Origin of the sequence: Bacillus cereus group sp. MYBKT14-1, assembly GCF_051915185.1 — a bacterium.
Classification (GTDB): Bacteria; Bacillota; Bacilli; order Bacillales; family Bacillaceae_G; genus Bacillus_A; species Bacillus_A cereus.
On sequence record NZ_JBQAEF010000001.1, the window covers coordinates 42712 to 69659 of the forward strand.

Below are 26948 nucleotides of genomic sequence, written 5' to 3' on the forward strand. Positions count from 1 at the left end.
TTTTAAAACTTAATGTGTTGTGATAATTTTTGCATATAAAAGGAACGAATTAAAAGGAAAAATAAAATTTCAACTGTTCCAAAAATCATAAGTACGACTGTAATTTCAGCGAAGAACGAGAGATGTAATATTTCTTGTAGCATCTTTGTCGCAAACATCGTATGGATTGATGCCATAATGTAAGGCACGAAGAAAAGAATCGCAAGCTGAATTGTCGCTGAACGTTTCATTTCAGTCTCAGTTAAGCCAATTTTCGTAATCGTTATATATTTTTCTTGCTCATTTGTTAAATCTGTATACATTCGGAAGTAAAGAACACTACCAGCACCGATAAAGAAAATAACACCTAAGAAAGTACCAATTAAGAAGAATGAGGCAACATTTAGTTTTTTCTTATATAGAGAATCGCTCGCTTCACTTGCATGGAAAGGTGGGTGCTCTGCTTGAATTGCTGCATTATCGTTATCGATTTTTGTTATAAACGATGAACCGATATTATGTGCTTTTTCCCAATCCGTAACTTTGAAGTTATATACACTCATTTGTTTGGAAACTGTGGATAAGGCTTCTACATTTTCATCAGATAGTATGAGTAATTTGTATATTAAGCTGTTTGGGAATGGGCTATAACTTTTATATTCTTTCACTTGTAGTTGTAAATTGTTTTGAGTAAGTGTAAGAGTATTTTTCTGTTCTTTATTATGAAGTGTTCCAATAACTTGATCATCTAAGTCTTTCATAAGAATATAAGATTCATTCTTATTTACCGTGAGCGTTTCCCAATTTAAAGTCTTAGCAAGTACATTATAGTCACTTTGTTTAATTGCGTAATAGAGCTGCGTGTTATCTTCAGCTGAAGATACTTCATATATATCCGTTTTAAATTTCGTATAAGTAAAATGCTCTTCATTAAATTTCTGCTCTAACCAGTTTAAATGTTCATCAGCTAATGTATTTTCAGTATGCGATAAATACGTAAACGGGAAAGGGTTTTGTCTAATCGCATCAAACTTTGTAAACTTCCCGAATCCATATAAGAATGTAATCATTGTAAAAGCGAGCGTCGATAGCATCGCTACAATAAAGAGCATGTTAATGTTTGTCCGAATACGTGATGCTAGATCGGAAATCCAAAGCATATTAATTCGTTTCATATAAAACGTTCTTCGCGTTTTTAAAATACGAATAAGTAAAAAACTAATTTGTGAAAAGAAAAAGTATGTTCCAGCTGCAATAAGCGATGGGATGACAAATATACTAGAGACGGCATATAAAAGCCCAATGATGTCACCTAGCGACATAAAATACAACGGATTTGCGGCTAACGCATATCCACATATTAAACACGTCGCACCAAATAGAGAGATGAGCACGGATGCTTTTCTTTCTTTTTGTTGTGTTCCTTCTTTTAAAAGACGTACGGCTTTTCTCGTACGAATGAGCATCGGTGTAAAAGATGATACGAGAATGAAGAGCCCAAGAAAGATGATGATAGTTAAAACGATAGCACTTGTAGGCGGATATAAATATAAACCAGGTACGTGTGTAATTTTGGCGGTAACTAATAAAAAGAACTGTGAAAAGACAACTCCAAGTTGAATGCCAAAAAATATAGAAAGAGCACCAATTAACATATTTTCTATAAATATGAGTCGCTTTAATTGTTTTTGAGATATGCCAAGTACTGTTAAAATCCCGAACTGTTTTTTTCGTACTTTTAAAAACGTCCCGATTGAATACAGTAAAAAGAAAAATGAAAAGAACACAATGACAACTTCTGAAATTGTCATTAATATGTTCAGAGAATAATTTACGTCTGTCATATGCAATTTAGGATGAAATAAATAAACTGCAAATGAGAAAAAGATTGCGATGGAGAACGCACTGCTTACAAAATAGGCGAAATAAGCTCTGGCGTTTCTTGTGACGTTTTTAAATGCAAACTGCCAAAATGTCATTCACCTAAACCTCCTAATAGGGTGAAGATGAAGAGAGTATGAGAGATACTCTTTTCATCAAGTTTGTTTTAAATATTTTGTCCACTCGTGTAATGTGATAATTTTTGCATATAAAGTGAACGAATGAATAAGAAAAATATGATTTCAACGAATCCAAAAATAATAAGAACGGCTGAAACTTCTTTGAACAGAGATAAACCAATTACATCTTGTAGCATTTTTGTTGCGAACATTGTATGAATGGATGCCATAATGTACGGAATGAAAAATAAAATACTAAGTTGAATGGTTGCAGATCGTTTCATCTCTGTATCTGTTACACCGATTTTAGAAATCGTTATATATTTCTCTTGTTCGTTCGTCAAATCCGTATACATTCTAAAGTAAAGAACGCTACCAGCTCCAATGAAGAAAATAACTCCTAAAAATGTCCCAATTAGGAAAAATGCAGCACTGCCTGATGTTATTTTGTATAACGATCCTGCTGATTCAAAGGAACGAATAAGAGGTCCTTCATACTGGGATTTATTTCGATCTTTTTGCACTTTTTCTATAAAATTATCAGCAATTTCATATGTCTGTTCCCAGTTTTGAATTTTGTAATTGTATGCTGATATATGTTTTATGGTGTTAGGTAAGTTATTTACGATAATATCAGGCAACACTATCGTTTGATATGAAAAGTCAGATGGGATTGCGTTTACATGCTCATAACCTTTTACTCGTAATTTCGTATTTGTACTAGAGAGTGTAATGTAATCTCTTTTGTAGCTTTGCTCAAATTCGTTGAATATGGTGATATAAGATGTCCCTGTTAGCACATATGCTTCGTTATCATCCATAAATAGTTGTTTCATTCGTAAAGAATCTGCAAGTTTGTTATAGTCACTTTGCTTAATTGCGTATACGTCATTATAAATAGCTATATCTTTATCTTCTTTTAGTGGTGTTTCATATATATCAGCTTTTATTTGTTGATAAGGGAAATGCTCTTTTTGTAATTGTTGTTCAAGCCAATTTAAATGCTCTGTAACAAAAGGGTTCGCATCATAAGAAAAATAAGAAATTGGAAAAGGAGAAGTTCTATTCACCTCTAGCTTAATAAATTTCCCGAATCCATATAGAAACGTAATCATTGTGAAAGCAATTGTAGATAGCATCGCTACAATAAACAGCATATTAATATTCGTTCGAATACGGCTCGCTAAATCCGAAATCCAAAGCATATTAATCCGTTTCATATAAAACTTCCTTCTTTTCTTTAAAATATAAATAAGTAAGAAACTAATTTGTGAAAAGAAGAAATATGTTCCAATTGTAACAAGCGTTGGGATAACGAAAATACTTGAAACCATATATATAACACCGATTTGCGGGCTTACTGATACGAAATATTTAGGATTTCCAGCTAACGCATAACCACCAAATAAACAAATCGCACCAAATAATGAAACAAGTATGGATGGTTTTCTTTCTTTTTGTTTTCCACCATTTGTTTTTAAAAGGTGTACTGCTTTTTTTGTACGAATAAGCATTGGTGTGAATGTAGATACAATGATAAAAAGACTAAGGAAAACAATGGTTGTTAAAATAAACGCGTTAGTAGGCCCGTATAAATATATTCCTGGAACATGGGTAAGTTTGGCTGTTACTAATAAGAAAAATTGAGAAAAAACAACTCCAAACTGCATGCCGAAAAAGATAGATAAAATCCCGATTAACATATTCTCCATAAAAATAAGACGATGTAATTGTTTTCTCGATATTCCTAAAATGGTCAAAATACCAAATTGTTTTTTTCTAACTTTTAAAAAAGTACCAATGGAATATAGTAAAAAGAAGAAAGAGAAAAATACAATTACTACTTCTGAAAATATCATTAATGCTGAAATTTCAGAGGTCATGTCAAAGTTTTGTAATTTCGGATGGAATAAGTAAACAGCAAACGAAAAGAACACAGCAATGGAAAAGGAGCTACTTACAAAGTAAGCAAAATAAGCTCTTGAGTTGCGCGTGACGTTTTTAAATGCAAATTGCCAAAATGTCATAGATTATACCTCCGGCTAGAAGATATAGAAGTAGTTGTATTGCAAAAAATGTATGAGAGTGAGTTCTCATACATTTTGCTTGCATATGTTACGATCATGCCTCGGTCACCTTCTCCGTATGTTCTGCTTGATTATTTGCAGCGTTGTGGAAGATGATTTTAATCGTCGTTCCTTTACCAACTTCAGAATCTAGTTTGACAGAGTGACCTAAATAATCACAAATTTTACTTACAATATAAAGTCCCATACCAGTAGATTCTCCGAACGCGCGACCGTTTTTCCCAGTGTAAAATGGTTCAAATACTCTTCGAATATCTTCTTGCGGAATACCAACACCTTCATCGCGAACTTCTAAAATAATATCTTTTCCGTTTCGGTAAGCAGATAAGAATACTTTCTTTCCGCGTTCCCCAGAGTAACGAACAGCATTTGTCATTAACTGATAGATGATAAATTTTAGCCATTTCGCATCAGAAGCAACTTTTAAATCCGAATGGACTTCTAAAACAGGGAAGACACCATTACGAATGAATAGTTCTTTTAATCCGTTAATATTTTTTGTTACTGTATCTTTTAATGAAATTGTCTCAACATGGAAATCTTCATGGAAGTTATTTAGCCTTGCCATATATAAAGCCATATCGAGTCCTTGATTTAATCGTTCTAATTCTTTTTTGAATTTCGGAATCAAATGCTCATCTTCCATTTCGAGCACCATAAGCTGCATAACGGATACAGGTGTCTTCATTTGATGTACCCAATGGTTAATAAATAATTGATGTTCTTGTTGTTTTACTTCATACGATTGTAGTTCTTTTTGGAAGAGGCGGTACTGCGTACGCACGAGTTCATTGACACCGTGAGGCATCGGAGCAGTCGCTCTTTCAATAAACGCATCTTCCATTTTTTCTGGTTGCTCACTTAATCTATGGTACATTCTACGATTGCGAACGTAACGATAAGCGAGGAAACAAATAAATAAGTATAAACTTAAAACGACGAAGTAAAATTTATTGTTTTGAAATCCATCTACTGCATCATAAAGAACGAAAATGATACCGAAGTTTAATACGTACAGTAGGAAAAATGCAAAATGATCACGTAAAAATAGCTTCATGCTTATTCACTCCAAGTTGCGTTAAAACGATACCCAAGTCCACGTACTGTTTCAATAGAGTTCTCAATGCCAAGCTCATTAAACTTTTTACGAAGACGTGTAATGTTTACGTTTAATGTATTTTCCTCAACGAAACTTTCGTCATCCCAAAGCGCAGCTAATAAATCTTCACGGCTCGCTGTACGAGGGAATTTAGATAATAACATTTCTGCTAAAATTGCCTCTTTCTTCGTTAAAAGAACTTGTTCAGATCCAAAATGAATTTCTGGACGTTCAGGGAATAGTTTTAAACCTTCTACTTCAACGATACGTTCAGAAATATTTGGTGCATAATCACCGTAAATACGGCGTAATTGTCCTTTAATTTTTGCCATTACAACGTCGTAGTGGAATGGTTTTGTAATGTAATCATCCGCACCGCTTTCAATTGCCATAATTTGTTCCATCTCACCAGCACGCGCTGAAATGAAAATAATTGGACAAGTAGATTCATGACGAATTTGACGGCACCAGTAGAAACCATCGAATTTCGGTAAGTTTACATCAAGTAAAACAAGATGTGGTTTCACTGCGTTAAACGATTCCATAATATCATCGAAATTCTCCGCTACCACAGCCTCATAACCGTACTTCTGAATGTGAGATTGCAGTAATGATGAAATATTTGGATCGTCTTCAACGATTAAAATTTTATACATATGTATATTCCTCCTCAAAAAAACAATTGTAGCTATAGTGTATCATGTGTTTCAAGTCTTTTCATTATGTTGAAAGATAAGCTAGTAAACAGTATAGGTTAAAAGTGAGAAAAGTAAAAAGGGCGCTGGATGAAATTGACAAATAACGGTAATTGGTTTAATATTTAGATAAATATCTAAATGTCTAATTATCGAAAGGAAGAAAGACATTGAATCAAGCATTCAAAGCATTAGCAGATCCAACAAGGCGAAAAATTTTAGACTTATTAAAAGAAGGCGATCTAACCGCTGGTGAGATTGCTGAACATTTCAATATGACAAAACCAAGTATTTCACACCACTTAAATGCACTTAAAAATGCTGAACTTATTCAAGATGAAAAGAAAGGGCAATTCGTTATGTACTCTTTAAACACAACGGTCTTTCAAGATTTATTGACTTGGGTGTTTACATTTACGAATAAGGGGGAAGAGGGGAAATGAAAAAGCATCTTTTTGCAATCTTATTAATTGTTATAACTTGTTTAGCTTGGGCGTTTGCTTGGCCACATTTACCGGATACAATTGCAACGCATTGGAGCGGCGGTAAAGTAGATGGATATTCTTCTAAATTGTATGGAATGCTTTCTATGGTTGGAATTATGATTGTTTTATATATTTTTCTAAACGTGTTACCAAAGATTGATCCAAAGAAAGCGAACTACGAGAAGTTTTCTAAAGCTTTTATGATGATGAATAACGGGATACTACTGCTACTATTTGTAGGGAATATAGATATTATTACAAGTGGATTAGGATACAATTTATTCATTAATCGCGTGCCGGAATTATTAGTGGGTATTTTATTTATAGTCATCGGAAACTATTTACCACAATGTAAACCAAACTACTTTGTAGGTATAAAAACACCGTGGACATTAAGTAACGAAGAAGTGTGGAGAAAAACGCACCGTTTTAGCGGAAAGGTGTTTGTTGCATTGGGGATCATTATGATTTTAAGTGTTTTTGCACCAGTGGCGTGGAAATCTTTCGTAATGGTTGGAATTATTATTGGTGCAGTAGGATTAACGATGGGATATTCATATATTGCTTATAAAAAAGAAATAGGGGCCTAATAAAAAATTATGGGGGAGAGAGGATGAAAAGACACGTAGTACCATGGAGTTTAATTATTGGCATTGCAATTGGATGGTATATTGTATGGCCATATTTACCAGAACAAATTCCACGCCATTATAATGCAGCAGGAGTAGTAGATGGATATTTTTCTAAAATAGAAGCAAGTTCATTCTCGATAGGTAGTATGGTAGTGCTCTATATGATATGGCTAGTTTTTGGATTCATAAAAGATAAGTCTACACAGCAATCCAAAGTTCTTTCAGCGATTAATTATGCCATTCTCTTTATCGGATTTGGATGTAACATATTTGCACTATTAGCAGCGTCTAATTATATTGCATCGGGCTCAATTGCATTTAATTTTGGACTTGGAACATTGTTTCTTGTACTAGGTAATTACATGCAACAAACGAAGCCGAACGGGTTAGTAGGCATCCGAATGGACTGGACATTAGAAAATCCTGTAGTTTGGAGAAAAACACATAGATTTGCTTCGAGGGTATTTGTAATAGGTTCACTTTGTATATATGCCGGGGCTTTGCTTCCAGATCCATTTAATATTTTTATGGGGATTGGAATCATATTAATATGTATTATCGTATCAACAATAAAGTCATATAGTATTTATAAAGAAGAGTTGAAAATGTAAATAAAGCTGCTTTTCCTTTTAGGGAAGAGCAGCTTTGTTTTTTTTTATCACTTCTTCAAAACCGGTATCCAAATTTCACTTTTAAAGTTTGGAGAAGATATATCTTTCTGTTCATTCCACAATATTTCCGGTCCTTCCGCTAGTTCATAGTTCGAAGAAGGGAACCATTCAGAATAAATACGCCCCCACACATTTTGTAATGCATCAGGAAATAGACCGACAGCTTCAAATATAGCCCATGTTGAAGCTGCGACTTCAAGTTGCGCGAATTGCTCTGGACAATCCTTTGTTGTGGCTACTCCAATATAGTGATCAAGTTCTCCTTTTTCCTCCATTCTTCCTTCAGAAAAATTAGTAGAAGCACTAATAATTCCAGTAGGTTCAATGTTCGAAAGGGACTTTAATGTTTGAATAGACTCTGGGTTTAAACTTTTCCACATAGAAGCAATTTCTTCATTTACACCGTTAAAAACGATTGGTACTCGTTTTGTAATACCTATAATTCGAAATGGCTCTTTTTCTTCAATTCGATAATTCATTTCATTTCCTCCTTGAATGGATAATTGGAAGGTCATTGGTGAATAAGCCTTCAAAGAATGGCTACTATTTCGGGCTTCTGAAGGTGTTATACCGTGCAAGTTTTGAAATGCACGAGCGAATGAATCTGGTGAGTTGTATCCATATTTTATAGCGATATCAATGACTTTTACATTGCTGTTTTTTAGTTCAAAGGCAGCGAGAGTAAGACGTCTACAGCGAATATAATCAGATAGTGATATACCTGCTAAAAACGAAAACATTCTTTTAAAGTGATACTCAGAACAAAGAGCTAGCCTCGCAACTTCTTTAAAATCAATTTCATTCGTAAGGTTATCTTCAATATAGCGCATTGCAGCATTCATATTTTTAAGTGAATCCATATTATGACCTCCTCTGTACATAGAATAGCAGGAACGAAATAGCTCCATCCGACATTTCGTGCACAACTTTGTAGGTGCATTTTTTACCTTACAAAATTGTAATGTTCCTGTAAGGAGAATGAATGGATGGTATGATATCCCAATGTTATAGTAACAAAGTACTTTAATTCATTACGTTAACTTTTTGATTTCTTTACTTATGTGCCTTACATAACTGTCATGTTTGTGTAAGAAACATCGATAGTGGCAAGAGTAGAGAGTGTATATAGTTGAAAATAGAGAATAGAAGAAATGAGGGATGTCGAGATGAAAACAGTATTAGAAGCAAAAAATATTGAAAAAGTATATGACACGGGTGGTAATAAATTTGCAGCGTTAAAAGGTATTAACTTACAAGTAAAAGAAGGTGAGTTCGTTGGAATTATGGGACCTTCTGGTTCTGGTAAGACGACTTTACTAAATGTTCTTTCTACAATTGATAATGCGACGAACGGTGAAATTTTAATTGATGGAAAAGATATTGTGAAAATGAATGATGATAAGTTAGCATTATTCCGCCGCGATCATTTAGGCTTCATTTTCCAAGATTATAACTTATTAGATACGTTAACAGTGAAAGAGAATATTGCTTTACCACTTGCGTTATCAAAGGTGAAAGCGAGTGAGATTGATCGCCACGTTCTTGAAATCTCAAAGAAATTTGGCATTGATCATATTTTAAGTCAGTTCCCATATCAAGTATCTGGTGGACAGAAGCAGCGCTGCGCAGCATCACGTGCAATCGTTACGAATCCAAGTATGATTTTCGGGGATGAGCCAACTGGAGCGCTTGATTCTAAATCTGCAACAGATTTACTTGAAAGTATGAAGTCATTAAATGAATATGATAACTCAACAATTTTAATGGTAACGCATGATGCATTTGCAGCAAGTTATTGTAAACGAGTTATTTTCATTAAAGATGGTGAACTATATAAAGAATTGCACCGTGGTGAATCAACGCGTAAACAGTTCTTCCAAAAAATTGTTGACGTAATGTCTTCTATTTCTGGAGGTATGGCTGATGACCTTATCTAGCATTGCCCTCCGCAACATACAGCGGAACTTTAAAGACTACTTTGTATATTTCGCATCTATGATTTTTAGTATCGTTATTTATTTTACATTTAAAGCACTGCAATATAATTCACAAATGGAAAAAGCAGCAGAAGCTTCTAAAAAGATTAGCGGAGCGTTCCAAGTTTCCAGTGTGATGCTTATCATTTTCGTAGCAGTGTTCATTATATATTCGAACGGATTCTTTACACGTAAACGTAAAAAAGAAGTTGGCTTATATTCGTTATTAGGTATTCGTAAAAGACAAATTGGTAAAATGCTCTTTTATGAAAATATGTTAATGGGATTAATGTCTTTAATTATCGGTATTGCGATTGGTAGTGTCCTTTCGAAATTATTCCTTGAGTTATTAGTAAATATGATGGGATTAAATTTAAATGTTCATTTTGAAGTACCGATGGCTGCCATTATTGATACAGCAATTATTTTCTTTGTGATTATTTTATATACATCACTTCAAGGATATCGTTTAATTTATCGCTTTAAGTTAATTGAACTTTTCCGCGCAGAACGTGAAGGAGAAGCAATGCCAAAAGGATCTGTCATCATGGCATTAATTTCAGTTTTCTTAATCGGTTCAGGTTATTTTTTAGCGCTAATGTACATGAAAGCAGTTATGTATGCAGACTTTATGGTCGTTGCATTATATATTTTATTAGCGACAGTAGCAGGGACTTATTTACTGTTCATGTTCTTCACAGTATTTGTATTGAAACGTGCAAGAAATAATAAGTCAGCATTTTATAATGGTATGAATATGGTAACGACATCGCAGTTACTATATCGTATTAAAGGAAATGCGAAATCATTGGCGACAATCGCTATTTTAAGTGCAGTTACATTAACAGCGGTTGGTACGTCAGTTACGATGTATTACAACACATTTACGCAATCAAAAGTTGCTGCGCCGTATAGTTATTCCTATGAGAAAAAAGATGCAGCATTAGATAAAAAAGTAAATGAAATACTTGCTGGAGAGAAGAATAATCACCCAGTCACATATGAATCAGAAGTTGAAATGATTCCTGTGAAAGGAACATTTAAAGGTGAAAGAGCTGATCAAGTTCTGAACACACACTATAATGTTACGAATCAGTACCAGCTTATTTCTCAATCAATCTTTAATAAACATGTGAAACATTTAGATGTAGAACCTGTAAATTTGAGTGCGAATGAAGCTTTCGTATATGATAGCTTATATATTGAGAAACTTGATTTTGGTCCTCTTTATACAGGAAATACAGCTGTATTCCCTGTTGGAAATGAGTCAAAAGAATTAAAAATTAAAGGTGTAAATAATAGAAGCCTTACAAATTTAAATGAACTATTTGTAATCGTTCCTGATAAAACATATGAGCAAGTGAAACAAGTAAACGAAACGCGTACTGTAAAAAATATTGATGTAAAAGGTGAGCGAAATAGTAAAGAGTTAACAGCAAAATTAGCAAGTATTATGCCAGCTGGAGAATCAGAAGTTTTAAAACCATTTAACGATTTCTATACAGGATTCCAAATGGGGCTTGAAACGACAGGCTTAATGATGTTTATTGGGTTATTCTTAGGATTAGTATTCCTATTAGCAACAGGCTCAATCATTTACTTTAAACAATTAACAGAAGCAAGTGCTGACCGTGATCGTTACATTGTCCTTCATAAAGTTGGTGTAACGAAGCAAGAAATGAAGAAAGCTATCGCAAAACAAGTAAGCTTTATCTTCGCTATTCCGTTAGTAATCGGTATTTTACACAGTTTATTTGCACTAAAAGGTTTATCAAATATATTACCATTTGAGATTATGATTCCGCTTCTCATTAGTATTGGAGTATACGGTGTCATCTATATTGGATATTACTTCTTAACGGTTCGTTCTTATTATAAGATCGTGAGTGTGAAGTAATAAGGGGCAGCTATCGCTACACGCGATAGCTGTTTTTTTTATTCTTCATAAAATCTTAAGAAACTTCCTCAATTTTTATTAAGAAACGATAGTTATACTTAGACACAAGTTAAAAACTATCGAACGAATGAGGAGAGGTTTACATGCAGCTCATTACATTTTTACATGAATTTATAAAGCATCCAAAACATACTGGTGCAATTGCGCCAAGTTCAAAAATATTAGCAAAGAAAATGGTCGATGTAATTGATTTTAATAAAGCGAAATGTATTGTAGAGTTAGGGCCTGGCACAGGGGTTTTTACGAAAGAGATTATGAAGAGAAAAAAGAAGGAAACGATATTTCTTCTTATTGAAATTAATGAAGTATTTTTCAAAGAATTAAAAAGAAAGTTTAAAGATGAGCAGAATGTCATTGTTGTACACGGTTCAGCTGAAAATATAAAGAAGTATATGGAGGAGCTCAATATAGAATGCATTGATTACGTTTTATCAGGGTTGCCTTTCACTTCTTTACCAGAAGAAGTTTCAAAGCGCATTTTAAATAATGCGATGGAAGCGATACATGAGAATGGTGAGTTCATTACATTTCAATATTCACTTGTGAAAAAAGGGTTTATACAGCATTTCTTCCCTGAAATTACACTAGAAAAAGTATGGCTCAATTTCCCGCCAGCCTACGTCTTTAGTTGCAAAAAAGAACTAAGGAGAGCATATGCATAATGGAATTACATGAATTATTATCTTATATTGAACAATACGGTTATTGGGCTTTATTTTTCTGTTTATGGTTAGGGATTATCGGTATGCCAATTCCAGATGAAATGATTGTTATGAGTGGTGGTTTCGTATCTTCAGTAGGTATATTAAGTGTTGTTCCTTCATTCGTATTAACATATTTAGGTGTTGTATCAGGGCTTTCTTTAGGATATATATTAGGGAAGTTTTTTGGAACGAAGGTACTCCATAAATTAATGAAAAAGAAAAAAGCGAAGTATTTGATGAAATCACAAGAAATGGTTGATAAATACGGACAGTACGCGTTAGTTACAAGCTATTTCATACCAGTTGTAAGACATATCGTACCGTATTTAGTTGGGATGAATAACATGTCATTTCGGATATATGCTTTGTATTCCTATACGACAGGATTTGTTTGGACACTCGTTTATTTTGTGCTCGGTTCTTTATTTGGACAACATATTGAAAGGATTGTAGCAGCTGCGATAGAGTATGGTTTGTATTTTGGCGGGAGTATTGCATTGATTGTGAGTGTGTTTTATTTTTACAGACAAAAAAGAAATACAGTGATGAGTAAATAAAGGAGGCGGCAGCCTCCTTTTATTATTAATATGGCTTTATTTATCGAAGTGCTGATGCAAAGCCCTGTGACATTAAGAAAAAGTTAAGAAACCGCACGAGTTTTTATTAAGAAATGCTCTCTATACTTAGAAAGGTCTTATTATGCAAAAAGATATTTTAAAACTATTAGATAAAAAGCAAAGTAACTATGAATTTCCTGCATTTGATAATGAATATATGGATATTTCGCAAGTGAAATTCTCTCTTTTCTTTAAAGATACTAAGGATTGGTTAATGGTGTTTCAACTTGTTGGTGTAGGTTCATTAGGTGTATGTAATGATATTCAAGTATATGGAGATAGAATTACTCATTCAATGGGTGATGATTGCATTTTACAATTAAATGATGGCAATTATGAGTTGTTTGATGATGAAGGTGAATTTATGCCGAATATTTATAACGGCAGTTTAAAAATTCGTGAGCATCATTTTGAATATGAATTTACAGAAGAGGATTATATAAATAATGGAATAGAAGTACAAACGACAGAGCATTATCCAACATACTTTATGCGTATGCTTGCTACTAATGAAGAAGTTAGAACATTATTATGGTGGAGTAAAGAAGAGATTTTAGAAGAGTTCGGTTTAGAAGGTAATTGGGAACTAGCGTATGAAACGGAAGAATGGAAACATGTTGAAGACGAAAAAGTAAGTGAAAATGAATTCTTCCAATCAGTAGCCTCTGCAATAGAGAAGAAAGATCCAAGTGTTATTGTGAATGAAAATGCTAATACGCATTGGAGAAATTGGGTAGCGTTTGATTGTGACTGAAAAGGATAGGAGAAAGAATAACAAATGAAAAGAAGAAGAAAATCCGGAGAAAAAGTACAAATGCATCGTTTTGCACTACCTCTATGCTACGGAAGTGAAGCGCCATATTATTATTACGAGGTAGCGCCCCATGAAAGAGAGGGACGCTTCCATTTAACATCGGATCTTTGTGTAATGGATGATGAACATTATTTTATTAGAGGATGTTTAGAGCTTCCTATCATTGATTACCACGAAAATTTCATATGGACTGTTTGGGTATCACTTAGTAAAGAAAGTTATGATGAAGTATTAGAAAAGTGGGATGAGAGAGGCCGAGAAAATAGTGATCCTTATTTTGGTTGGTTATCTGTAGAAATACCATTTTATCCAGAAACATTAAATTTAAAAACAAATGTACATATAAGAGAAGTTGGAACGGCACCGTATGTTGAATTAGAGCCAACCGAGCATCCTTTAGCAATCGAACAAAGAAATGGAATTACTTTAGAGAGAGTTAAAGAAATACAAGAAATGATTCAAAGACATAGCTAGATTAGAAGAGAAAAAACGAGTGCTAGCACTCGTTTTTTTCTTTACACAACCGCAGGATTATAAATCATCGTAAAGTGTCCTGGTAATAATTCAATGTGACAAGGTGTATGAAGCGAACTTTCTCCATCTGTATCTACTTCTTTTTCTTCTTTCGTTTCAATATGAATGGATTTTGCTTTTACGTGGAAGATGTCATTTTCATTTGAATCCTCGAATAGTTTCTTTCCGATGTAATCTTTAAATGCTTGAATACCTGTTGATTTGACTACGAAAATATCAAGTGTTCCGTCATCACATTTTACGTTCGGAATAAAGGATGGAATACCACCAAGATATTCACCATTTCCAACCATGACAAGGACAGCTTCGTCTTCATATACTTGTCCGTCATAAGTAATTTTTACTGGGAATGTTTCAGCATTTTTTACAGTTCGAATTGTGCTTAAATAGTAACCGATTTTACCAAGCTTTGCTTTTTCATCTGCATCGATATTGTTTGATACTTCAGATACGAGACCAATCCCCCAGAAGTTTAAGAAATGTTGTCCATTTGCTTTTGCAACGTCAACTGGTTTTATATGTTCTTTTGTAATAAGTTTTGCCGCTTCTGCAATGTTTTGCGGAACGCCAAGTGTGCGAGAGAAGTCGTTGCAAGTTCCGCCTGGAATGATTGCAAGTGTAGGTCTAGTTTCAAGAGGTGCTAAGCCATTTGTGCATTCAAATACAGTGCCGTCACCACCAAAGACGATAATTAAATCTACTTTACTAGCAAACTCTTGGCAATATTTTGTTGCATCACCTTGCTTTTTCGTATGAAGGATATGTAAGTCAGGAAAAGCTGCGGCAAGAGGTGGTACGATTTTCGTTAAATTTGTATGTAAGTCACCTTGTCCAGCTTTCGGATTTACGATGAGGAGTACTTTTTCAAATTTTGTCTTTGTCATTTTTTTCTCTCCCTTTGTCTTTTACGAATTGTGATAGAAAATAAACTTCCACCAGTAATTGATGAAAGTTTATTTTATTATATTATTCCGTTACAACTGAAGCGATAAATGGTAAGTTACGATATTTTTCTGCACAGTCGATACCGTAGCCAACGATAAATTCGTCTGGAATTTGGAAGCCAACATATTCAGCTTTTAAGTCCACTTTACGACGCTCAGGTTTATCAAGTAGCGTACAGAATTTTAACGCTTTTGGTTTATGCATAAAGAAGTGATCTTTTAAGAAGTGAAGTGTTAAACCAGAATCGATAATGTCTTCTACGACAATTACGTTTTTGCCAGTAATGTTTACGTCGATATCTTTTAATAGTTTTACTTTTCCAGTTGTTTCTGTTTGATTTCCGTAGCTAGATGCAGAAATAAAGTCGATTGTTACATCATTTTTGATGTGACGAATTAAATCAGCAGCAAATACGAATGAACCTTTTAATACTGCGATAACTACGATTTCTTCTCCTTCAAAGTCACGTTCGATTTGAAGTGCTAGTTCTTTTACTTTTTCTTGTAATTGTTCTTCAGAAATTAAAGTGTCTTTTATTTCAATATTCATTGTAATCCTCCTACAGTGTAAAACTTATGAACATTTCGACTGTAAAGGATAGAATAGAAAAAGTCAAAGGAGATAGTAATTTTTTACAAAGATAACGACAAAATCATCTGATGATATGATATACTAAGTATATTAAGAAAACGCTTCCATAAAGGGTGAATATGATGAAGAAGAAACAGTACACAAGTGTAACATTTATAAAAGCATTACTTTTAACAATTGTTTTTGGCCTGTTGGCTTACGTAATTGATGTACCTGCGATTCGTATTTCATTAATTGGAATGACTTTAGTGTTAGGAGCAATTTCGCACGGTATGATGTCGCAGCTAAAAGAAGCTGGACTTGGTGATATGAGAGATCATATAGATAAAAAGTAAGAAACCTTCATTATATAGAGTGAAGGTTTTTTTGTTTCTTACAAAAATGTAAGGTAGTTGTAAGGCAAATCGATAGTTGCATAATAGCATTTTGGATAAACTATGGGTGTAAGGTAAAAGGCAAGCATATTTTAGGTAAATTAAGTTTTAGGCACTCTATATGTGAAAAAGGAGTAGGAGGGCATGGAGAAACGTTGGACGACCTTTTCTTTTTTAGCGACTAGTAACACTGTAATGCTAGATGGAAAAATGGATTTTTTGCACTTGTTTGATCGTGAAGATGATCATTCTTCTTCTAAATTTACAATGAAATGGAATAAATGGAGCGAGAGTTGTAGGTTTGAAGAAGAGGCCCCTAACGAAGAGCAAAAGATTATTTTAACAAACCCTATTAAAGCGTGGGTTGTTCAACGTCGTAAGTGTAACGTCAAAAATCACTTCAAGAAAACTGAGCCGAGACAATTAGTTATCGCTCCAGCCCGTTCTACTTCCAAATCACGCGAAAGTAACATGTAAATAATTGAGACACACACCCGAAAAAAACATCGTACATATTGCGATGTTTTTTTCTTTTTCTACAATGAAATCTTTAAATGAAATATATTTCATCTGCATCTTATATTTATATCTCTTGCTTATTCTAGTAATACATCCGGTGCGAGTTGATGAGAATAAAATATAAGGAGAGAATGAAAATGAAAAAGAGACTATTACCAATTTGTGCAATGGCACTTTTAGCAGTAGGATATTCTTCAGTAGCGAGTGCAGATACTGGAACAGTAACAAAGGAAGAAGCACAAGTGCAACAAGATAAAGCTAAAAAAGAAGAAGCAATTAAGGAACAGCAAAAGAGTGATGAGGAGAAAAAGCAAGCAGCGCAAGTACAAGAAAAAAGTGATATGGCTAAAAAAGAGGAAGCAATAAAAGCTGAGAAAAAAAGTGAAGAAGAGAAAAAGAGAATAGCGCAAGAACAGTTAAAAAACGATATGGCAAAAAAAGAAGCAGCGATAAAAGCCGAGCAAAAGAATGAAGTAGCTAAAAAAGAAGTAGCAAAGCCAGTTGTACAAGGTGAAAAATTACCAAATACAGCATCAAATAATGTAGCAATGATGGGATTAAGTGCATGTCTTGTAGCGGTAGGTACATTATTTGGTTTGAATCGTCGCAATAAGATTAAAGCGTAAATAAAATATTTTCCTATAAAGAATGGGATAATTTCATATATTAAAAATGGTAGGTTACTCCTACCATTTTTGGCATGGAGGAATGAAGAATGAAGTTACTCAATTATATCGGTATCATATTGATGGCTATAGGGCTATTCATGGGATCCTATTATGCTGTGGAATGGTATAAAGGAAGAAGCTCTGCCGGGCAATTAACTGCAGAAGAAATAAAGAGTCTTAAAAATATACAAGATACTCAACTTTCTCGTGAAACACCTGTAACTTCTCAAGTGCCTTCTTCTCAAACAGAACATAAAGAAGGAGAAAAGGTAGCGATGTTAAACATACCAAAAATAAAGAAGAAGTTTTCTATATATTGGGGAGCGGATGATACGACTTTGAAAAAAGGAGTGGGTATGTTCGTTAGTGATTTAACGACAACTCCATCTGGAGGGGGACATACTGTACTAAGTGGACATCGAGATACTGTATTTACAGATTTAGGAGAGTTGAAAGAAAAGGATACCCTTGTTTTAGAGTATGATAATAAAACGTACACATATGAAATTCAAAAGACATGGATTACTCATGCGGATGATCGTACTGTTATTATAAAAAAAGAAGAACCGATATTAACACTGACAACTTGTTACCCATTTAATTATATAGGGAATGCACCAGATAGATATATTATCGAGGCGAAGTTAACTGGCAGTCATTCAAAGTGAAATTATAGTTTCTGAAAGCGGGAGGGGGATATATAAATTATGTCAAAAAATATTTTAATTGTTGAAGATGAAGACATATTACGTGAAATATTAAAAGATTATTTTTTAAGTGAGCAATATGTAGTGTTTGAAGCGAGGGACGGGAAAGAGGCTTTAGTTGTATTTGAAGAAGAAGAGGTTGATTTAGTTATTTTAGATATTATGTTGCCAGAACTCGATGGATGGTCTGTTTGCCGAAGAATTCGAAAGACGTCCGAGGTGCCTATTATTATGCTGACGGCGCGCGTAGATGAAGACGATACGTTACTCGGTTTTGAACTTGGGGCAGATGACTATGTGACGAAGCCGTATAGTCCGCCAATTTTATTAGCAAGAGCGAAAAGGTTATTAGAAAGCAGAAAAGTGACAAAGCAACTTTTAGAGAATGAAGATGATACATTATCAATCCACGGTATTCACGTTCATTTTCCGTCTCGCACTGTTACGGTAGATAGAACCGATATTAATTTAACGCATACAGAATTTGAAATATTAGCGTATTTCATGAAAAATCAAGGAATTGTTTTAACGCGAGAGCAACTCATTTCAAGAATTTGGGGATATGAATTTGCTGGCGATGATCGAACGGTGAATAGCCATATTCGTAATTTAAGAAATAAATTAGGAGAGAAAGCAAAGTATATTACAACTGTAGTACGAACTGGTTATAAATTTGAGGGGAATATATGAGAAAAGGGATTGTTCTAAAATTATTTACTCTTACAACAGCATTATGCATGTTAATTTTAGCGACGATATTTATTGGACAAACGATATTTTTTAAACAATATTATGCGAATCGAAAAGTGGAAGATATTAAAGTGAATTTAAATTCCTTTGAGAAGAACTATTTAAATCATGCAGGAAATGCAGAAGAAATTCAGAAACTAGAGCAAGACTTTTTAAGAGAAAATAATACGTGGATTACGACATTAGATAAGAACGGGAATTTAAAACATGCAGATGATTTTTATTTTGAGGTAACGATAGATCGTAGGCAACAAAAGAGCTTTGGACAACAAATATTTAAAATTCCTTTAGGCAATCTCGTCAATATAGAGGAGATTGATAATAAATTATCGGAGCATTTTTTAGGGCAAGAAATTTATTTTTCTGGAGTGAGAAAAGAAGATAGTTTTATTCCATTCTCTTTTTCTTTATCTAAGCAGAATTTAAGCGGATCTAATAAACCGTTAGAAAAAGCATTTAATGAGAAAATGAGTAAATTAAATGAGGAGAAAAAGAAAGCAGCTGTGGAACAAGTTGGTAAGGAAAAGAAGCCGGCTGTTCGGGAGCAAGCTGCTCAAGAACCAGATGTTTACATAGGAGGGCGTGTTACGAAAGTACAGTTTCCAGATGTAAAAGGCCCCGTAAATCCAATTTATAAAAACACTTTATTTTTGGATAGTATAAAAGAATTTCAAACGGATGTGTTACTAAAAGAGAGTAATCAAATAGAGTATTCAACAAAGACAATGGACTACGAAAAGAATGATATAAAATATAAATTATTAATGAAACCAATAAAAGAAAAAGACGGATCGGTAACATATATTTATGCGATGGCTTCTTTACAGCCGGTAGATGAAGCTGTACAAATGGTGCAAGATTATTATATCTATATCATTGCATTTGTAGTCGTTCTTATTTTTTTAGCTTCGTTCTATTACTCAAAACAAATTGCAAAGCCATTATTGAAAATAAATGATACAACAAAGAAAATAGCGCATTTAGACTTCACAGAAAAAATACCGATTACTTCGAAAGATGAAATTGGAGATTTATCGAAAAATATTAATGTGCTATCAAATAAACTCCATTCGCATATTGGACAGTTAGAAGAAGATATTGAAAAGGAAAGAAAGTTAGAAAAGACGCGAAAAGAATTCATTTCTGGTGTTTCACATGAATTAAAAACACCGCTAAGTATTATGAAAAGCTGTATTTCTATTTTAAAAGACGGGGTAGCTGAACATAAAAAAGAGTATTATTTTCAGGCAATGGAGAGAGAAGTAGACAAAATGGATACGTTAATTTTGGATATGCTTGAGTTAGCTAAATTTGAATCTGGTACATATAAAATGAAAAAGGATTCGTTTTATATTGATACAGTAATTGAAGATATATGTGAACATCTATCTGTGGAAATAGAGAAAAAAGAACTTCATGTTCATAAAAATATATGTTCATTTGAAGTGATTGCAAATCAAGGCCGGATTGAACAAGTCATCGTGAACTTCATTACGAATGCTATACGATATACACCAAATAAAGAGGATATTATTATTTCTACAATAGATGAGAAGGATCGGATAAAAGTGTGCATTGAAAATAAAGGTACTCACATTGAAGAAGAGCAATTAGATAAAATTTGGGATCGTTTTTATCGCGTGGATACAGCTCGTCAGCGTTCACAAGGTGGGACGGGGCTTGGGCTTGCCATTTCAAAGAACATTTTAGAACTACATGATGCTGAATATGGGGTAGAAAATACAGAAAATGGTGTATTATTTTACTTCTATTTACCGAAAAAAGCGTAGATCATATTATCTACGTTTTTTTAATTTATTTTCATATTATCTTTACCTAATCTTTATTTTTAATCAGTATAATTTGTTTAGAAAATGAGGTTATGTAAGGAGTCGATGAACCGTGCATAGCAATTGGCTAAGTATAATGGTATTTATTTTCTTTTGCGCATTTATTGTATTTTTAATTGATATTACGATATGAAAAAAGGGCGCTCATTAAGCGCCCTTTTTGTTTGCATTTATTTGATAAGCGTTGATGCTTTTGAATAATCGCGGTGAAGTAAGGAATAAAAATATAAGTAAAACTGTACATAAAATAAAAGAACCGAGCATTGTACTGCCGTTTACGATTAATGAATATAACACAGCTGATTGACCTTTCGGTGCATATTGTCCCCAGAAAATAATGCCAGCAATAAAGTGGCAGAAATAGCGAGCGAAGCTACCGATAAATGTAGCAAGGATAATATAAACAAGGACTTTCTTACCCTGGTTTTGTTTTGATGAAGGTTTGTCTTTACGGCTACCTAAATTTGATTGTTCTAAGCTATTTTCATTAGATGTTAAAAGTGCTTTTTGAATTGGACGATAGAATAAGCCAGCAAATCCGATAAAAGCAAAGGCAATGAAGTACTCAATGAATGCTTGAACAGGTGTTAAAATGTAAGCATCTCCCACGACAATTTGTAATAGTCCCCAAACTAAACCGCCTAAGAAAGCTGATTTAAAGCCCCAGCGGTAAGCAATAATAAAAATAGGAATCATAGCAAATGAAATGGAACCGCCTGTTGGAAGTTTAATTGATAATGGTAAAATGTCGATGATCATGGCGAAGGCTGCAAGAATAGCAGATTCGATCATCGCTTGTAAATTGGTGTTACGCATGTTGTCTCCCCCTAAATCCAAGTTGTACAAAAAAGAATAGATATCATAGGAGGATACGAAATACGTAAATAAAAAAGAGGTATGTATTTCGGACGTTTGCACAATCCCTGCGTTAGCATTAACTAACAGGTTCGAAGGGTCGGAACGAAGTGTTCCCTCTCAGCGGCATAGCTCCCCCTGTGATAACGAAATTCTTTATTTGCTATTGTTTATTGTAAGCGAAATGGATGAGAATGGCAAACGAATCCATTATGACAATAATTGAAATAAAATTGTAGAGAAATGTTAATAAATATGAAGTCAAAGGGTATAGTACTCAAGAAATAGAGTGTGCTATAATTCTTTTGAAAATAATTATCATTCTCTTCTGAGGGGGAAGGTTATGAGCTTAGTAGATATTAAAATCGGTGAGAAAGTGTTAGTAAAAAGCGTTCAGTCGTTAGATCAATTATTAAAGAGAAGACTGGCTGCTTTTGGTCTTTCTGAAGGAAGCGTACTTCGTATGAAGCAGAAAGCGATGTTCAAAGGTCCTTGTACATTGGAGTGTCGTGGACAGTTAATTAGTATTCGTCATTGTGACGCGAAAATGATAAAGGTGGAATTAGCGTGAATAAGGTAGCTTTGCTAGGGAATCCGAATACAGGGAAAACATCATTGTTTAATGCACTTACTGGTTCTTATGAATATGTAGGAAACTGGAGCGGTGTAACAGTAGAAAAGAAGGTTGGTAAATTAAAAGATAGACAAGGAACATTAATTGATTTACCAGGTGTTTATGATCTAAATCCAGTTTCACGTGATGAAGGTGTTGTAACAAACTTTCTATTAACAGAAGAATTTAATCATATGTTAAATATCGTAGATTCCTCGCAGTTTGAAAGAAATATGCACTTAACGTTGCAGTTACTTGAATTTGGTAAGCCAGTCTCAATTGGTTTAAATATGGTTGATGTGGCGAAGCAAAGAGGAATTGTCATTGAGGTAAAACGTTTATCTGAATTATTAGGTGTAACAGTCGTTCCTGTCGTTGCAAGAAGTGGAAAAGGCTGTGAAGAACTGCTTATGACTCTTAAAGAAAATGACAAAAAAGAGAAAAAGCCATTCCTTATTTCATATGGTGTACAAATGGATGAAGGAATTGGAGAAGTAATTGCTCTTTTAGAGACAGTGAATTACGAGCATCCGAGATGGTTAGCACTTCAATTTTTAAGCAATAACGAAGTAGTAGAAAAAGAAATGAAAGCATTACCAATTTATAAGGAACTTGTAGCCATTCGATCTCGCTTAGAAGAAAAACTTGATTGTACGTTGGAAGAGCACATATACAAAACTCGTGAAGCGTATATTGAAAAGTTAAAAACAAATGTTATGAAGCATGAGAAAGAAGGGAAAATCCCTTTTTCAGAAAAAATTGATAGATTAATTACACATAAAATTTTAGGACTTCCAATCTTTTTAGCAGTTATGTTTTTTATTTTTCAGGTTACGTTTACGTGGATTGGGACACCGCTGTCAGATATGTTAGATGAGTTTTTTGCTGGACAGCTTACGGATTGGGTGACAGCTGGACTTACAAGTGTCGGGGCTTCTGATTTTATTCAAGCACTCGTTACAGAAGGTATTATTGCCGGTGTTGGTGCTGTATTAGTATTCGTTCCACAAATCTTTGCACTATTCTTTTTCATTTCATTATTAGAAGACTCAGGATATATGGCGCGAATTGCAGTTGTTATGGATAGAATTATGGAGTTCTTCGGTTTAAACGGAAAAGCGTTCATTCCGATGATCATCGGTTTTGGATGTAATGTTCCAGGTATTATGGCAGCGAGAACGATTGAACAAGAAAAAGAACGTTTACTTACAGTTCTTGTAACACCATTTATGTCTTGTTCGGCACGTTTACCTGTATACGCATTATTTGCGGGAGTATTCTTCCCTCATAGTCAGGCAACTGTTGTGTTTTCTTTATATGTTGCAGGTATTGTTCTTGCGTTATTAGTTACAAAGATTATGTCTCTTACCATTTTAAAAGCTGAAAAATCTATTTTCGTCATTGAATTACCGCCTTACCGCGTGCCACAAGCGAAAACGTTATGGCTAAGTACGTGGGAGAAAGGGAAAGGATTTGTTCGTAAAGCAGGTACATTCATCTTCGGTGGTTCTGTTGTCATTTGGCTATTAAATTATGCAGGTCCATCAGGATTTGGTGTTGATATGGGAGACAGTTTCTTAGCAATGATTGGTGGATTTATCGCACCACTATTTGCACCGCTCGGCTTTGGAACGTGGCAAGCTGCAGCATCCCTTTTAACAGGATTTTTAGCAAAAGAAGTTGTCGTTTCTACAATGGCAATTATTTATGCAGTTAAAGAAGATGTGCTTGGAAACGTAATGGGAGCACATTATACAGCATTATCAGCATATGCATTTATGTTCTTTATTTTATTATATGTTCCGTGTTTAGCGACAGTAGCCGTTATTAAACGTGAAACAGGATCAGCGAAATGGACGATTTTCTCAGTCGTTTATCCACTCGTAGTTGCTTATATATTAACGCTCATTATATATCAAGTTGGATCCTTACTCGGATTCTAGAAGGAGATGTATTACGATGATGGTCAATATTATAATTGGAGCTATCATTTTTGGTTATGCAGCATACACGTTAGTTCATTTTGTAAAGAGAAGTAAAAAAGGAAAATGCGCGGCATGTTCTTTAAATAAGTCATGTCAGTCACAAACTTGTAGTCCGGATATGGAGCAAGTTGCTCATAAATAGAAGAAAGCTTTGCGAATGTCGCAAAGCTTTTTTTATTACTTCTTAATTTTTACAAGTTGTGATGATTCTACACCATTTTTTCCAGGGAATTCTTTACTTGGATCTTTATCGAATTTTAATACCCCAACAGATTTTTCATCGCCTTTTACATTTCCGTATGTTGCATCATCAACAACCGCGAACATGTCGGCATATGCACGGCCACTACCGATAATTGTGTTGCCTTCATATTTTAATTTTGCCCCATCAAGTGTAGCATTTTCTACTTTCTCTTTTGCGAATAATACACCTTGTTCTGTTGTTACAGCCGGTAATTTATCAAGTGGTTTCGTATCGTCTTTTTCATCAACTTTACTAAGTAACTCTTTCTTCACGAGTTCTTCACCAGTTTTCTTATCCATGACAAGAACTTTTTTACCTTCTAATGTTGTCATTTTCATTTTATAGAAGTCTTTTTCTTTCACTTCTTTTTTGTTTTTATCTGCAATTTGTGTTACTTGATCTTCTGTTCCGTACAGTACAAAACCGTTCGCTTTTTCTCCTAATAAAGAACAACCTGATAATGCTCCGAATGAAATTGCTGCTGCTAATCCGATTCCTACTAATTTTTTCATGATGATTTCTCCTTTTATCTGTTTTATAGTAAATACATTTTTGTATTAGTTCTGAAATGATGAGAAGCTTGTTTGCTGCTTCTTGTATTAGTGTATAAGAAATATGGAAACGTAACTATCGAGTTAGCTTACAGTAACATTACACTTATGTAATTTAGTGAAAGTGCGCAAAAGTAAGTTAATTTCAAAGAGAAATAATGAGAATATATTAGAAATGCAATATTGTATCTAGAATGTCATATTATATTGGATGTATTTTGGAAATAACATGTAAGGACATCTTCATTTTGTTATAATAAGCACGTAGGCTGTAAAAATGACTATTCTTTACTGTTAAGGGAGATTTTTATTTTTCCCAGTAGTGAATTTAAAATATGAGGTATATCATAGGAGGAATTTGAATGTCTGTATTTAAACGATTACGAGATTTAACAATGTCAAATGTGTATTCATTAATTGAAAAAGCGGAAGATCCAGTTAAGATGACGGATCAATATTTACGTGATATGCAAGCGGATGTACAAGAAGCAGAGAAAAGTGTAGCGGCTCAAATCGCGCTTGAGAAGAAATTCAAAATATTATTTGAAGAGCAAGAAGCACTTGTGAAAAAACGTGAAGAGCAAGCTCATATGGCTGTTCAAGCTAATAACTTAGATCTTGCGCGTCGTGCTCTTGAAGAAAAACAAAATGCAGAGCAAAAGATGAATGAGTATAAAGCAAGCTATGAGCAAAACAAAGCTGCTGCTGACAATCTTCGCCTGAAGCTAGAAGAAATGCGTAAGCAATTAACAGAGCTGAAAAATAAACGTGAAACACTTGTAGCACGTGTAAATGCGGCGAAAGCACAAAAAAATATTAATCAGGCGATGTCTGGATTTGATTCAAACTCAGCGAAAGCTGGCTTAAGCCGTATGGAAGAGAAAGCTCTTCAATTAGAGGCTGAAGCGGAAGCAAGTGGTGAAGTTTATAAGAAAGAAAAATCATTAGATGATGAATTCGCAAGCTTAAACAAAAATTCTGCTGTTGACGATGAATTAGCTCGTATTATGAAGCAGTATGAGAAATAATATAGAATAAAGACAAATGAACCGACATGTCTAAACAAATTCATGTCGGTTTTCTATTACTTTTTAGAGGAGGTTTTGCAATGACATGGATGAATGTAGTTGCCATGCTTGTATGGACTGGAGCGAGTGCAGTACTTTTATTTGCAATTATGTGGGTTGATTCAATTTTTACAAAATACAATGACTTAAAAGAAATAAAAAATGGAAATACAGCTGTAACAACTCGTTTTATTATGAAATTATTTGCACAAGGGTACATTTTATCCCAATCAATAACGAAAGCAAATGATTTATGGCAAGCACTTCTTGCATCAGCAGTTTCTTTCGTTATTTTATTAGTGGTAGAAATGTTTATCGAATTCGTATTAAAGAAAATGTCTGGTCTTGATTTAGAAGAGGGTACGAAAGAAGGTAGCGTTGCACATGCGATGTTAGCCGGATCATTACATATTGTTGGTGCACTAATTTTAGGTGCGTGTTTATAAAGAGAAAAGGAGGGGTAGATCATGAGTTTATTTAAACGAATTAAAAATATAATGAAAAGCCCAGAGCCACCGAAGCCGGAAAAGAGTCTTTTAACGTTAGCTCCTGGCGATATGATTGAAGTTTCATTAGTTATGTATGAATTAATTGGGAAAACGAGTATGCATTCTCGTAAAGAAATTGTTTTAACACTACAAGACGGGAAAGATATTCGTTATTTAAAAATTGAAGACCGAGAAAATACGTATTACAAATTATATACTCCAATTGATGGTCGCTTAGATTCAATTGATGAAATTCCGACGACAATTGAAATGGATGATACCGAGTACCATATGGAAGAACAATATAATGGACGTGTTGTTGTGATGGGAAAAACTCCATTCTCAGCTTCAGAAGAACAGTATATATGGGAATTCCAATCAGATAATCGAAAATTATTGCGTATTGAATGGCAAAATGGTCGCACAATGATGTATGAGGGAGAAGCAATCATTCCTGCTGATGTACAAATTATAAGAGCAACGTAAGGGGG

The 26948-nt window shown here is 34.1% G+C and carries 30 protein-coding genes and 1 riboswitch; of the genes, 21 read left to right on the forward strand and 9 right to left on the reverse strand.

What is annotated here, in order from left to right:
- Positions 1-2 precede the first annotated feature (2 nt).
- From ACTFO4_RS00290 to ACTFO4_RS00305, 4 genes are all read right to left on the reverse strand, one after another.
- A complete protein-coding gene (locus tag ACTFO4_RS00290) occupies positions 3-1958 on the reverse strand; it encodes an FtsX-like permease family protein (protein WP_440013314.1) in 1956 nt (651 codons plus the stop codon).
- 68 nt (positions 1959-2026) lie between these two features.
- Entirely contained in the window at positions 2027-4006 is a 1980-nt protein-coding gene (locus ACTFO4_RS00295; RefSeq protein ID WP_416809564.1) for an FtsX-like permease family protein, read from the reverse strand.
- Between the two features lie 94 nt (positions 4007-4100).
- Positions 4101-5123: a sensor histidine kinase gene (locus ACTFO4_RS00300; RefSeq protein WP_000765341.1), complete on the reverse strand. Its 1023-nt coding sequence runs from the start codon at positions 5121-5123 to the stop codon at positions 4101-4103.
- Between the two features lie 2 nt (positions 5124-5125).
- On the reverse strand, positions 5126-5821 hold the full coding sequence (locus ACTFO4_RS00305) for a response regulator transcription factor (RefSeq protein WP_000276738.1): 696 nt from the start codon (positions 5819-5821) through the stop codon (positions 5126-5128).
- A gap of 209 nt (positions 5822-6030) precedes the next feature.
- Between ACTFO4_RS00305 and ACTFO4_RS00310 the strand changes: the two genes are divergently transcribed.
- The 3 genes from ACTFO4_RS00310 to ACTFO4_RS00320 are packed head-to-tail and all read left to right on the forward strand — an operon-like array spanning position 6031 to position 7588.
- Positions 6031-6303, forward strand: a complete 273-nt coding sequence (locus ACTFO4_RS00310) for an autorepressor SdpR family transcription factor (RefSeq protein WP_001070523.1) — start codon at positions 6031-6033, stop codon at positions 6301-6303.
- Positions 6300-6935, forward strand: coding sequence for an SdpI family protein (locus ACTFO4_RS00315; protein WP_000716355.1), 636 nt, complete (start codon positions 6300-6302; stop codon positions 6933-6935). Before ACTFO4_RS00310 ends, ACTFO4_RS00315 begins: the two co-directional genes overlap by 4 nt.
- Positions 6936-6958: 23 nt before the next feature.
- Positions 6959-7588 (forward strand): SdpI family protein, encoded by a 630-nt coding sequence (locus tag ACTFO4_RS00320; protein ID WP_000820683.1) that lies wholly within the window; start codon positions 6959-6961, stop codon positions 7586-7588.
- Positions 7589-7635: 47 nt separating this feature from the next.
- On the opposite strand, the gene ACTFO4_RS00325 is transcribed toward ACTFO4_RS00320, so the two are convergent.
- Complete coding sequence (locus ACTFO4_RS00325; protein WP_000377716.1) at positions 7636-8508, reverse strand: AraC family transcriptional regulator; 873 nt, start codon at positions 8506-8508, stop codon at positions 7636-7638.
- Positions 8509-8814: 306 nt separating this feature from the next.
- On the opposite strand from ACTFO4_RS00325, the gene ACTFO4_RS00330 reads away from it, so the two are divergent.
- From ACTFO4_RS00330 to ACTFO4_RS00355, 6 genes are all read left to right on the forward strand, one after another.
- The gene (locus ACTFO4_RS00330) at positions 8815-9585 is read left to right on the forward strand and encodes an ABC transporter ATP-binding protein (RefSeq protein ID WP_440013311.1); all 771 of its coding nucleotides are present in this window, start codon (positions 8815-8817) and stop codon (positions 9583-9585) included.
- The gene (locus ACTFO4_RS00335) at positions 9572-11521 is read left to right on the forward strand and encodes an ABC transporter permease (protein WP_440013309.1); all 1950 of its coding nucleotides are present in this window, start codon (positions 9572-9574) and stop codon (positions 11519-11521) included. Before ACTFO4_RS00330 ends, ACTFO4_RS00335 begins: the two co-directional genes overlap by 14 nt.
- Before the next feature lie 143 nt (positions 11522-11664).
- Positions 11665-12243 carry a class I SAM-dependent methyltransferase gene (locus ACTFO4_RS00340; RefSeq protein WP_001176064.1) on the forward strand — a complete coding sequence of 193 codons (579 nt, stop codon included), beginning with the start codon at positions 11665-11667 and terminating at the stop codon, positions 12241-12243.
- Positions 12243-12842: a DedA family protein gene (locus ACTFO4_RS00345; protein ID WP_086692028.1), complete on the forward strand. Its 600-nt coding sequence runs from the start codon at positions 12243-12245 to the stop codon at positions 12840-12842. The genes ACTFO4_RS00340 and ACTFO4_RS00345 overlap by 1 nt, the downstream gene beginning before the upstream one ends.
- A 142-nt stretch (positions 12843-12984) precedes the next feature.
- Positions 12985-13656, forward strand: a complete 672-nt coding sequence (locus ACTFO4_RS00350; RefSeq protein ID WP_440013307.1) for a DUF7003 family protein — start codon at positions 12985-12987, stop codon at positions 13654-13656.
- A gap of 24 nt (positions 13657-13680) precedes the next feature.
- Positions 13681-14190: a DUF2199 domain-containing protein gene (locus tag ACTFO4_RS00355; protein WP_440013305.1), complete on the forward strand. Its 510-nt coding sequence runs from the start codon at positions 13681-13683 to the stop codon at positions 14188-14190.
- A 41-nt stretch (positions 14191-14231) separates the two neighbouring features.
- Here the strand turns inward: ACTFO4_RS00355 and ACTFO4_RS00360 are convergent, their stop codons facing one another.
- Both ACTFO4_RS00360 and hpt read right to left on the reverse strand, forming a co-directional pair.
- Positions 14232-15134: a diacylglycerol/lipid kinase family protein gene (locus ACTFO4_RS00360; protein WP_000167897.1), complete on the reverse strand. Its 903-nt coding sequence runs from the start codon at positions 15132-15134 to the stop codon at positions 14232-14234.
- 82 nt (positions 15135-15216) lie between these two features.
- The gene (hpt, locus tag ACTFO4_RS00365; protein WP_001019304.1) at positions 15217-15744 is read right to left on the reverse strand and encodes a hypoxanthine phosphoribosyltransferase; all 528 of its coding nucleotides are present in this window, start codon (positions 15742-15744) and stop codon (positions 15217-15219) included.
- 161 nt (positions 15745-15905) lie between these two features.
- Here hpt and ACTFO4_RS00370 point away from each other — a divergent pair, with 161 nt between their 5' ends.
- The 6 genes from ACTFO4_RS00370 (at position 15906) to ACTFO4_RS00395 (ending at position 20594) form a co-directional block, all read left to right on the forward strand.
- Positions 15906-16121, forward strand: a complete 216-nt coding sequence (locus ACTFO4_RS00370; RefSeq protein ID WP_103622508.1) for a hypothetical protein — start codon at positions 15906-15908, stop codon at positions 16119-16121.
- A 183-nt stretch (positions 16122-16304) separates the two neighbouring features.
- Positions 16305-16637 carry a hypothetical protein gene (locus ACTFO4_RS00375; protein ID WP_000415613.1) on the forward strand — a complete coding sequence of 111 codons (333 nt, stop codon included), beginning with the start codon at positions 16305-16307 and terminating at the stop codon, positions 16635-16637.
- 179 nt (positions 16638-16816) lie between these two features.
- Complete coding sequence (locus tag ACTFO4_RS00380; protein ID WP_000746702.1) at positions 16817-17305, forward strand: LPXTG cell wall anchor domain-containing protein; 489 nt, start codon at positions 16817-16819, stop codon at positions 17303-17305.
- Positions 17306-17394: 89 nt separating this feature from the next.
- Complete coding sequence (locus tag ACTFO4_RS00385; protein ID WP_078187153.1) at positions 17395-18015, forward strand: class D sortase; 621 nt, start codon at positions 17395-17397, stop codon at positions 18013-18015.
- Positions 18016-18054: 39 nt separating this feature from the next.
- Positions 18055-18744 (forward strand): response regulator transcription factor, encoded by a 690-nt coding sequence (locus ACTFO4_RS00390; protein ID WP_000041856.1) that lies wholly within the window; start codon positions 18055-18057, stop codon positions 18742-18744.
- Positions 18741-20594: a sensor histidine kinase gene (locus tag ACTFO4_RS00395; protein WP_410987710.1), complete on the forward strand. Its 1854-nt coding sequence runs from the start codon at positions 18741-18743 to the stop codon at positions 20592-20594. Before ACTFO4_RS00390 ends, ACTFO4_RS00395 begins: the two co-directional genes overlap by 4 nt.
- A 207-nt stretch (positions 20595-20801) precedes the next feature.
- Here ACTFO4_RS00395 and thiT read toward each other — a convergent pair whose 3' ends face one another.
- The gene (thiT, locus tag ACTFO4_RS00400) at positions 20802-21470 is read right to left on the reverse strand and encodes an energy-coupled thiamine transporter ThiT (protein ID WP_416809573.1); all 669 of its coding nucleotides are present in this window, start codon (positions 21468-21470) and stop codon (positions 20802-20804) included.
- An 86-nt stretch (positions 21471-21556) separates the two neighbouring features.
- Positions 21557-21658: riboswitch (TPP riboswitch) on the reverse strand.
- A gap of 194 nt (positions 21659-21852) precedes the next feature.
- On the opposite strand from thiT, the gene ACTFO4_RS00405 reads away from it, so the two are divergent.
- The 3 genes from ACTFO4_RS00405 to ACTFO4_RS00415 are packed head-to-tail and all read left to right on the forward strand — an operon-like array spanning position 21853 to position 24249.
- A complete protein-coding gene (locus ACTFO4_RS00405) occupies positions 21853-22080 on the forward strand; it encodes a FeoA family protein (protein ID WP_000060520.1) in 228 nt (75 codons plus the stop codon).
- Entirely contained in the window at positions 22077-24065 is a 1989-nt protein-coding gene (gene feoB, locus ACTFO4_RS00410) for a ferrous iron transport protein B (protein ID WP_440013301.1), read from the forward strand. Before ACTFO4_RS00405 ends, feoB begins: the two co-directional genes overlap by 4 nt.
- Before the next feature lie 16 nt (positions 24066-24081).
- Positions 24082-24249, forward strand: coding sequence for a FeoB-associated Cys-rich membrane protein (locus tag ACTFO4_RS00415; RefSeq protein ID WP_017674402.1), 168 nt, complete (start codon positions 24082-24084; stop codon positions 24247-24249).
- Positions 24250-24284: 35 nt separating this feature from the next.
- Here the strand turns inward: ACTFO4_RS00415 and ACTFO4_RS00420 are convergent, their stop codons facing one another.
- Positions 24285-24863 (reverse strand): lipoprotein BA_5634 family protein, encoded by a 579-nt coding sequence (locus ACTFO4_RS00420; protein WP_000737481.1) that lies wholly within the window; start codon positions 24861-24863, stop codon positions 24285-24287.
- A 401-nt stretch (positions 24864-25264) separates the two neighbouring features.
- Between ACTFO4_RS00420 and ACTFO4_RS00425 the strand changes: the two genes are divergently transcribed.
- From ACTFO4_RS00425 to ACTFO4_RS00435, 3 genes are all read left to right on the forward strand, one after another.
- Positions 25265-25930: a PspA/IM30 family protein gene (locus tag ACTFO4_RS00425; protein ID WP_000110281.1), complete on the forward strand. Its 666-nt coding sequence runs from the start codon at positions 25265-25267 to the stop codon at positions 25928-25930.
- An 80-nt stretch (positions 25931-26010) separates the two neighbouring features.
- Positions 26011-26415, forward strand: a complete 405-nt coding sequence (locus ACTFO4_RS00430) for a DUF350 domain-containing protein (RefSeq protein ID WP_000220087.1) — start codon at positions 26011-26013, stop codon at positions 26413-26415.
- A 21-nt stretch (positions 26416-26436) separates the two neighbouring features.
- Positions 26437-26943, forward strand: coding sequence for a DUF4178 domain-containing protein (locus ACTFO4_RS00435; RefSeq protein WP_000051745.1), 507 nt, complete (start codon positions 26437-26439; stop codon positions 26941-26943).
- Positions 26944-26948 lie beyond the last annotated feature (5 nt).